Annotated in this window: 8 protein-coding genes; 5 read left to right on the plus strand and 3 right to left on the minus strand. The window is 62.4% G+C overall.

Translation table 11 applies throughout. The features are described from left to right. Window positions 1-67 precede the first annotated feature (67 nt). On the plus strand, window positions 68-1,240 hold the full coding sequence (locus AmiPiv_RS06250) for a cysteine desulfurase family protein (RefSeq protein ID WP_340036454.1): 1,173 nt from the start codon (window positions 68-70) through the stop codon (window positions 1,238-1,240). Here the strand turns inward: AmiPiv_RS06250 and AmiPiv_RS06255 are convergent. From AmiPiv_RS06255 to AmiPiv_RS24770, 3 genes are read right to left on the minus strand one after another with little or no spacing between them, the layout of a single operon-like run. Then, window positions 1,190-1,573: a hypothetical protein gene (locus AmiPiv_RS06255; protein WP_340036455.1), complete on the minus strand. Its 384-nt coding sequence runs from the start codon at window positions 1,571-1,573 to the stop codon at window positions 1,190-1,192. The genes AmiPiv_RS06250 and AmiPiv_RS06255 overlap by 51 nt on opposite strands. Window positions 1,574-1,630: 57 nt before the next feature. After that, on the minus strand, window positions 1,631-2,929 hold the full coding sequence (locus AmiPiv_RS06260) for a DNA sulfur modification protein DndB (RefSeq protein WP_340036456.1): 1,299 nt from the start codon (window positions 2,927-2,929) through the stop codon (window positions 1,631-1,633). Between the two features lie 16 nt (window positions 2,930-2,945). Then, window positions 2,946-3,362: a GIY-YIG nuclease family protein gene (locus tag AmiPiv_RS24770; protein ID WP_445206905.1), complete on the minus strand. Its 417-nt coding sequence runs from the start codon at window positions 3,360-3,362 to the stop codon at window positions 2,946-2,948. 185 nt (window positions 3,363-3,547) lie between these two features. On the opposite strand from AmiPiv_RS24770, the gene AmiPiv_RS06270 reads away from it, so the two are divergent. The 4 genes from AmiPiv_RS06270 (at window position 3,548) to AmiPiv_RS06285 (ending at window position 7,219) form a co-directional block, all read left to right on the plus strand. Continuing rightward, the gene (locus AmiPiv_RS06270; protein WP_340036486.1) at window positions 3,548-3,787 is read left to right on the plus strand and encodes a ribbon-helix-helix domain-containing protein; all 240 of its coding nucleotides are present in this window, start codon (window positions 3,548-3,550) and stop codon (window positions 3,785-3,787) included. 348 nt (window positions 3,788-4,135) lie between these two features. After that, entirely contained in the window at window positions 4,136-6,394 is a 2,259-nt protein-coding gene (locus tag AmiPiv_RS06275) for a ParB N-terminal domain-containing protein (protein WP_340036459.1), read from the plus strand. Window positions 6,395-6,512: 118 nt separating this feature from the next. Then, window positions 6,513-6,851 (plus strand): hypothetical protein, encoded by a 339-nt coding sequence (locus AmiPiv_RS06280; protein ID WP_340036460.1) that lies wholly within the window; start codon window positions 6,513-6,515, stop codon window positions 6,849-6,851. Beyond that, window positions 6,848-7,219, plus strand: a complete 372-nt coding sequence (locus AmiPiv_RS06285) for a DUF2958 domain-containing protein (RefSeq protein ID WP_340036461.1) — start codon at window positions 6,848-6,850, stop codon at window positions 7,217-7,219. The genes AmiPiv_RS06280 and AmiPiv_RS06285 overlap by 4 nt, the downstream gene beginning before the upstream one ends. Window positions 7,220-8,708 lie beyond the last annotated feature (1,489 nt).

Genomic DNA, 8,708 nt, shown 5'->3' on the forward strand with positions numbered 1-8,708 from the left:
CTACCAGTAGCTCAGAGGCCCACTGGTGGCAACCGCCAGTGCGCATTCAATTGTGGAGATGGTTGGGATGAGCGGAGGACACGGCGTCTATATGGACTATCAGGCGTCCACACCGCTTGACCCTCGCGCGTTGGCGGCTATGCGACCATATCTCGAAGGTCCCGGCGGGTTTGGAAACCCGCATGCCGCCGACCACGGCTACGGATGGGAAGCCGATTCGGCCGTAATCAATGCGCGCACACTGATCGCCAAGTCGATCGGCGCCGACACCGACGAGATTGTTTTCACCTCAGGCGCAACTGAGGCCAACAATCTTGCTCTTCTCGGATCTGCTCGAGCTGCAGCCCCCGACAGAAGGGAAGTGATCGTGTCGGCGATCGAACACAAGTGCGTCCTTGCGGCAGCGCGTGTGCTCACCGACCATGGGTTTTGCATCCATCTCGCGCCGGTCGACGCTAGCGGCATAGTCGATGTCGATGCACTTGCGAATCGTATTACTTCGTCTGTCGCGATCGTGTCTGTCATGACGATAAACAACGAAACCGGAGTAACTCAGCCCATTGCCGCCATTGGAGAGCTTTGTCGTTCAAAAGGCGTTCTCTTTCACTCCGATGCCGCTCAAGCACTCGCGGTTTCGGCCATCGACGTTAACGCTTGCAACATCGATTTGCTGAGCCTATCGGCTCATAAGAGCTACGGCCCGAAAGGCATTGGCGCGTTGTACGTGCGCCGACAACAGCGCAACCGCATTCAACCAATCATGTTCGGCGGCGGGCAGGAAGATGGTCTTCGTCCTGGCACGCTTCCGGTCCCCCTTTGCGTCGGCTTCGGGGCGGCTTGCGCGCTTTTGGCTGATGCTGGGCCTGACGAACGCAGGAGACTCGCAGCGTTGAGAGACCGCATGCTGGATGATCTCCTAACTGCGATCCCCGATCTCGTCGTCAATGGTGCAATGGCGCAGCGGCATCCCGGCAATCTTAATGTCCGAGTTCCGGGGGTCGAGGCCGAATTGCTCCTGGCCGCGGCGCGTCCCAACCTTGCGGCGGCGACGGGGTCGGCCTGCACCTCCGGGCTGACGGAGCCTTCTCATGTTTTGACGGCAATGGGACTTTCCGCTGCAGAAGCGTCGGAATCAGTTCGGTTGAGCCTTGGCCGATTCACCAATGAAGCGGACGTTGACGTTGCTGTCTCAGCCTTCGCGCGCGCGGTCGAAGAGGTCCGGCAATCGGGGCATCTCTGATGCCATAGTGCCCTCGGCCGCGGTATAGATCACGTTCAACTCCACCGCTTTGAGATTAGGATTTTCCGCGATGAAGGCGGCTGCCGCTGCCGTAAACTCCTCGGTATCGAGATCCTCAAACCGAAGCTGTATGTGATCTTCAAGGGCGGAGGGCACCTCATAGAGCCACACCGTAAACTCTTCACTTATTTCCGCATCTGGCGATGGCGCACACCACGCGTCCATTTCAGCATAGTAGGCTTCAACCGCTGCAGCCGGATTGGGGCCGCTCACCAACTCGCCATAGTCGCGACCTTGGTGAAGCATCAGGTAGAGCGTGTGAGATTGTGTCACTGATAGTCCTCCATCGGTGGTTGGGGCGCGAGCGACCGCCCGCACCCCTGCCAAGGATCATGCCGCCAGTTTTGCGGCAGCCACGGGCTCAGGCAGTTCGTGAATTGATTCCGCCTGTTCAGGTTCATTCACATCGACACCAAAGGCCTGATTGTAGGTTCGCCGGACTGCCTCTCGCTCCTCCTTTGTCATCACATTCGCGGCGATCATCCAGCTGATCAGGCTTCCAGCTCGGTTGCGCGCCTCAGAGCCAGCATCGATCGCACCGCTTGCCTTCATCAGGACGCCACCCCAAAGCGGCGCCTGCATTCGCCAATCAATAGCGTTGGCGCGGCTTACCGCTTCGGCCAGCGTCATGCGATCACCGGCTGTGGCGTTCAAAAGCCCCCGGAGCAGCGCGATTTGCGCAGCGGGCTTAAACAGGAGCGCGCTCGCTGCGTTCTCGTCCCGCATCGCTGGAATCGCCTCCGGGTTGGCGAGAGCATCCTGATAGGGCTTCAACCCTTCCAGCATCGCCCGCCAAACGGCCCCAACCCGCTCGGCGCCTTCATCTAGTTTACTGTCGTCAGGTCGCGTCTGGGGCTCATAGAAACCGTTTCCGAGAATCAAATGTGCGGTTTCATACACCGCGCTGATTGTCGTCAGCTGCTTGCTCCGCGTCGTCAGCGTGTTGCTTTTCCAATTGACCACTTCGAACGGCTTGCCGTTCACGACACGATTGCCGAGAGGCTCATCGTCACGCAGCAACCGGCGGGTGACGATTGCATAACCGTCGTCCTCGCTCGTGATGATGTTATCCCCGCGGCTGGTCTGCTTGGCGTAACGGTTTACAGTGTTGAAGATGCGTCGCGTCTTCACGGCATTCTCATGCTTGAGGAAGATCACGCAAACCTCGTCGTCAGGGATATCCTTGACGTAGGGACCATATGCGATGCCATCCTGCTTGGGCTCATAGATGCTCTTGAGCGCCGCAAGCCTGTGCTGGCCGTCCAGAACAATCAGACTGCCGCCATCGATAGTGACGAAACCGATACGGTGAGCGTTGGCCTTGTAAGCCCCGGGAACGCTGATCTTGAGATCGGCGATAGTCTCGAACAGAACGTCACCATTGTAGATAAGCACGATGATCGATCCGAAGAATCGGTCCTCGTTGCGCGTGAGATAGGGGACGATCTGCTCACGAACCCGTTTGTCGTCAAGCTCGCGCTGCATCCGTTCTTCGATGCTAAAGTTCGCCCAATCGTCGAGTTCGCTCGCCCTGCGCACAGCCTGAACCAGGTCGCGCACACGCATCGTAGTCTCGTAGTATTCTGTATTGCCGATCCGGCCTTTAATGGCAGGGATGAGAAGGGCCATGACATATCTCCTTTTTTCAGATGAGGGGGGTATCGAGCAGTTGCCGGTTACAGACCGGCTGCAGGATTGCGATGAGCTCGCGCTCAAACACGGCGCGCTCTTCTTCGTCGGCAACGAGTCGCCAACTGAACTTCATGATCCCGACGGGCCGGCTTATCGCCAAGCGCAAAAGGCGATTCCGACGGAGGCGATCGTGCTGAACAAAACGCTGTCGGAGGTGCCGAGACTGACCCACGTACAGAACACCGCGAAGGTCATGGATCAGGTAAACCCCGGGGTCATCCGGCACGACGAACTCGCGAGCAAGCACCAACTCGATCGAGCCGTCCGGCGACCAACTGATTTCCCGCGCGAGCAACCGTTCTACGCGATCACGCCGCACTGACTTCACGGCCTCCCGCCAATCGCCCACCTTTAACTGCGGTTCACCCATGTTTGTAACCTCGCCTCCATTGTTTGCACAAACATTATCATTGTCGTTGTTCCAGTCAAGATAATCTGTGCAAACAAAGTAAAAGAGTGAAGTGTCGTCACTTCGACACTTCAAATAGTTGTTGCATTGCAAAGTTGTATTATGTGTTCTTGCTTCCGACGACGTGGAGGGGTTGACGCTTGGGTATGAACGCGCGCGGTGGCCGTCGGCAGATCGGCGGGTACTTTGAACCTAAGGTGGTCAGATCGTTGCGCCGGCTTGCTGCCGATCGTGACGCCACTCATCAGGTGCTGCTCGCCGAGGCATTGAACGACCTATTCGAAAAGTACGGGTACGAACGAGTAGCCGACGAAACTCAGGCTCCCAGAGGGGGAGCTGCTCTCAAGGCGCGTCTTTCAAAAGTCACCGAAGAACCGTCAGCGTGAATGCGAGCGGATCCTTGGGCGCAACGCATCCCGCGATGGGACAGCCTCGACGGGTTTGATGGCCAGGCCAAACTGAATCAGCCCAAGCCTATCTGATGGACGCGGCCCAACAAGGGGAGAGATGGTCTTGGCCATCTCTCCCCCGCCATCGCCGCCTGCGCGAGGGCGGGGCCGCTCGCTCGCAAGGCGCACAATTCTCATTTCCCATCCCGATCCGATCCGCCCCGCTCGGCGCGCAGCCCAGCCCTGCTCGCCGGCATTGGCCCCCCTCTCTGCCGCGCGCTCACGCGCCCCCGGGAGGCATGTCGGGGACATGCCTCCGGCATTACGAGAGAAAGGATCAGGACAATGGCAAGGATATCGAAGAAGACGAAGACCGCCACCGTGCCGGTGGCGGATCAGAAGGTAGAAGCGACCAGCTTGCCCGCGAACGTGGAGCCGGCGGCGGTCCCGGCGAGCAGCGCGGAGGCTTTCATCCCGCTCGACAAGTTGAAGAAGTCGCCGCGCAATGCTCGGAAAACCCCGCACAGCGAGGCGGAAATCGAAGCCTATGCGGCCAGCATCGCCGCCAAGGGCATCCTGCAAAACCTTGTGGTGGAACCGGAGCATGACTCGGACGGCCAGCCCACCGGCTTCTATTTCGTCACTATCGGCGAAGGCCGCAGGCTGGCGCAGCTTCTGCGCGGGAAGCGGAAGGAGATCAAGAAGACGGAGCCAATCCGCTGCGTCATCGACACGGCGAACGACCCGTTCGAGATCAGCCTGGACGAGAACGTCACGCGCACGGCGATGCATCCAGCCGACCAGTTCGAGGCGTTCCGCGAGCTTGCGGAGAATCGCGGATGGGGAGCGGAGGAGATCGCCGCCCGCTTCGGCGTGACAGCACATGTGGTGAAGCAGCGGATGCGCCTCGGCTCTGTCAGCCCCAAACTGATGCAGGTCTATCGCGACGGCGGCTTGACGCTCGACCAGTTGATGGCCTTCGCCATCACCGAGGATCATGCCCGTCAGGAGCAGGTCTATGACGGTCTCGGCTACAACCGCGAACCGTGGATCATCCGCCGCGACCTGACCAAGGCGAATGTGCCTGCAAGCGACCGCCGTGCCATCTTCATCGGCCCGGAGGCCTACACGGAGGCTGGCGGCACGATCATCCGCGACCTGTTCACGGAGGATCGCGGCGGCTTCTACGAGGACGCCGCGCTGCTCGACCAGCTTGTCATTGCCAAGCTGGAAGGGATTGCCGCGCAGGTTCAGGAGGCGGAAGGCTGGAAGTGGGCGGACGTCCATATCGACTATCCGCACGGCAACGGCATGCGCCGTGCCTATCCGCAGCCGGTGGAGCTTTCCGAGGAAGACGCCACCGCCTACGACGCCGTGCAGGATGAGTTTGATCGCCTGACGGCGGAATGGGACGGCACCGAGGATGACTTACCGCCCGATGTGGACGTGCGCTTCGCCGAGCTTGAAGCCGAGATCGAGCGCATCGACGCCCTGCGTCATGCCTACGATCCCGACGCCGTTGCGCGCGGCGGCGTGTTCGTCGTGCTGTCCCATGACGGCGAAGCCCGTATCGAACGCGGTTTCATCCGCGCCGAGGACGAGCAGCCGGAGCAGGAGGAAGCCGGGGACGGCGAAACTGTCATCGACGGTGTTCGCGTCAACGACGACGGCGAAGTCATCGAGGACGGCGAGTATGACGAGGACGGGAACCATGTCTCCGCGCTCGACGCCGAGGTTGAGAATGAGGACGTGGAGGATGACGGCAAGCCGTTGTCGGACGCGCTCATTCGCGATCTGACCGCGCATCGGACGCTCGGCCTTCGGCTCACCCTCGGCGAGCAGCCGGACATCGCGTTGCTCGCCGTCACCCACACGCTCGCGGCGCAGACCTTCTATCGCGGCGTTGACGCTCATGCCCTCGAAATCCGCCCCAACAGCACGCACCTTGCGAGCCACGCGGACGGCATCGAGGACACGGCAGCGGCGAAGACGCTTGCGGATCGCCATGAGGCATGGGCATCCGACATGCCGCGCGAAGTGGCCAACCTGTGGGGCTTCATCGCCGGTCTGGATCAGGCGAGCGTCATGGCGCTGTTCGCGCATTGCGCCTCGTTGACCGTCAATGCGGTGAAGCTGCCTTGGGAGCGCAAGCCGCGCGCTCATGAAACGGCGGACAGGCTGGCAACGGCGGTCGCGCTCGACATGACGGCGCACTGGACGCCCACGGCGCGGACCTATCTCGGTCGCGTCACCAAGGCCCATATCGTCGCCGGCGTGCGTGAAGCCGTTGGCGACGAGGCGGCGGATCGCATCGTCTCCATGAAGAAGCAGCCGATGGCCGAAGCCGCCGAGCAGCTTCTTGCCGGAACCGGCTGGCTCCCGTCGCTCCTGCGCACGGAGCAGCCCGCTTGGCTGGACGCGCCGCAGGCGGAAGCGGAGGTTCCCGCCGACCCGGATGCGCCGGACCTCGACGAGACGGCCCCGGACACGCCGGACCCCGACGCGCAGGAAGCCGCTGACCCGGAACCCCCGGTCAGTCCGGACCCTGACGCGGAGGACGGCGAGGACTTGGACGGCGAAGCCTTCCACGAAGCCGCCGAGTGAACCGCGCAGGCCGGTGCCGCTTTGGCGGCACCGGCCAGCCTCCCGACACCATCGAGGGCGTTCCGGCCGCGCCTGCGCGGCCGGAGACCTCGACCGCACAAGGACAGGAACGAGACCCATGAGAAGCTATCGCGAACTGCGGGCGAGGCTGGCTCGCATGGAGGTGGCGCGCGCCGAGACGGAGCATTACCTTGCCATCGTTGAACGGCAGATAGAAGCGCGCGCCGAGCGCATGACCACCAGCACACGCGTCAAGGCCCGTCAGTTCGGGCGCGGCACGGCGACCTGGACCCGCACCGACGAGCGCGATTTTCAGGCGAACATCGCCGCGCTCCGCTTCGAGCGGCGCGGCGAGATTGATGCGCTGTCCCGCAAGCTGGCGCGGCAGACCGGAGCCATCGCGGCCTTTCGGGTCCACCACCGCATCAACGAGCCGGAACGGGAGGCGGTGTCATGACACGGCGCTTTCCGCGCACCGAACCCCCGATCCCCGACGATCTGCTCGACCGCCTCATCGAAAACGGTCGCACCGCCGAGGTTCAGGACGGCTTCGATCCGTTCCCGGTCGTGAAGCTGTTCACGCCCGATGCGGCGGCGACGCGGTTGGTGACCGAAGGCTATCCCGAAGGCTCCGACATCAGGCTGTTCGGCCTCTGCGATCTTGGCCTCGGCAGCCCGGAGTTGGGCTATCTGATGCTGGGCGAGATTGAGCACGTGCGCGGCAAGCTCGGCCTGCCGGTCGAACGCGACCTCTATTTCAAGGCCGAGCATCGCATGAGCGTCTACGCCAAGATCGCCCGCCATGCCGGGATGATCGTCACCTGAAACACGATCCGGCGCGTCGTCGGCCCGACGCGCCGGATCGGCAACGGTAGGATGAGAGGTCGATCATGACAATGCTGATTGTTCTCGCCATCGTGCTCGTTTGTGGGATGTCCCTGCTCGCCTATCGGCTGGCGACGTTTGCCTTGCCGTTAATGCTGGCGTTCGAGGCGGCGCGCTTCGCCCACGCCACCGGGGCCGGATGGATCGGCGCTGGCATCGTCGGGGGCTTCGCAGGTGTCGTGTCGTTCGGCATTCTCGCCTTTCTTTTCGCCACGCTGCGCTCACCGATCCTGCGCGTCGCTGTCGCTGTCGTCTTTGCCGCACCGGCTGCTGTGGCCGGCTATGCGCTCGTGCATGGCGTCACGCGCGAGGCCATCCCCTCCGAAATCTGGCGGCAAATCTTCTGTATCGCGGGCGGCATATTCGTCGGCGGCTCCGCGCTGGCGAGATTGGCCGGTCCCCCGTCTTCGATCAGGATCCTTGACGTGTCCTCGCCTTTCTCTGGCAAGGCTTGGCGTCTCCCTGCGGGCCGGGTGCTACTCGCCGCCTGCGGCAGGCTCCCGGAGCCCCTCTTAGGGTCTCCGCGCATGCGCGTAACGCCCCCTGACGCAAGGGATGGCGACGGCGGACATTTCGCCAGGAAAGCTGACGCTTCCACGAAGCGCGACCGATGGCCTGTCCTAGTTGACGGTGCGGCAGGAACGAGCAAATCGGCAGGACCACATACCCGGGCCTTCGTCTCGACTTGGCGCGCACCGAACCGATCGAAGCGGGGAAGCGCGGATTGTCGAGCTTGCCGAGGAAGGAGAGGCAGGGATTGCCCTTGCCATCAGGGGCCAGCATCGTCCACGCCGTGCCGAACGCGATGACTCTTCACGGCAAAGATACGAAAGTCGGGACCGCCGTTCTGGTTGCCGCACTTATGACGGATCGGCAGGGAACTCCGCCGCCCTGGCATTGAGCATGAGGAACTTGCGCTCGAGGAAGCCTGCGAAGCCGATGTCGGCGTGGGAAGAGGAAAGCGCTGATCGACAGCTGCCATGATTTGGTTTCCTTCTTTTCCGCTGACCAGACCGCGCCCATCGCGATCTCGATTGATCAGGTCTGACCGAAGACCGGCGACGCAAGCGCCGCCTCGCTCTTGAACCCGCAACGTCCGCCGCCAGCTTTTTTCCGCCGCCTTCGGCTTTGCATCGCGAATCAAAAAAGCTGCCGCCGGCCGCCCTCCATTGCATTCCGGCCCCGATGGGGTGCGGGCCGATCGTCCCCGGTCTGTCGACCTCATCGAGATCGCGATGGGCGCGGTCCGATCAGCAGAAGGAAACCACGTCATGGCTACTATCGGCACTTTCTCCCGCACCGACCTCGGCTTAGGTTACGTGCTCGGAAGTGTCCTTTAGCGGGGGCGTTTGTAAGCTTGGCACACAGACGTCCGGGTCAAGCGTTCCCGCAGCGTAGCGAGGACAACGCTTGACGCGGCGGCGGCACC

Source organism: Aminobacter sp. Piv2-1 (genome assembly GCF_037625995.1).
GTDB lineage: Bacteria > Pseudomonadota > Alphaproteobacteria > Rhizobiales > Rhizobiaceae > Aminobacter.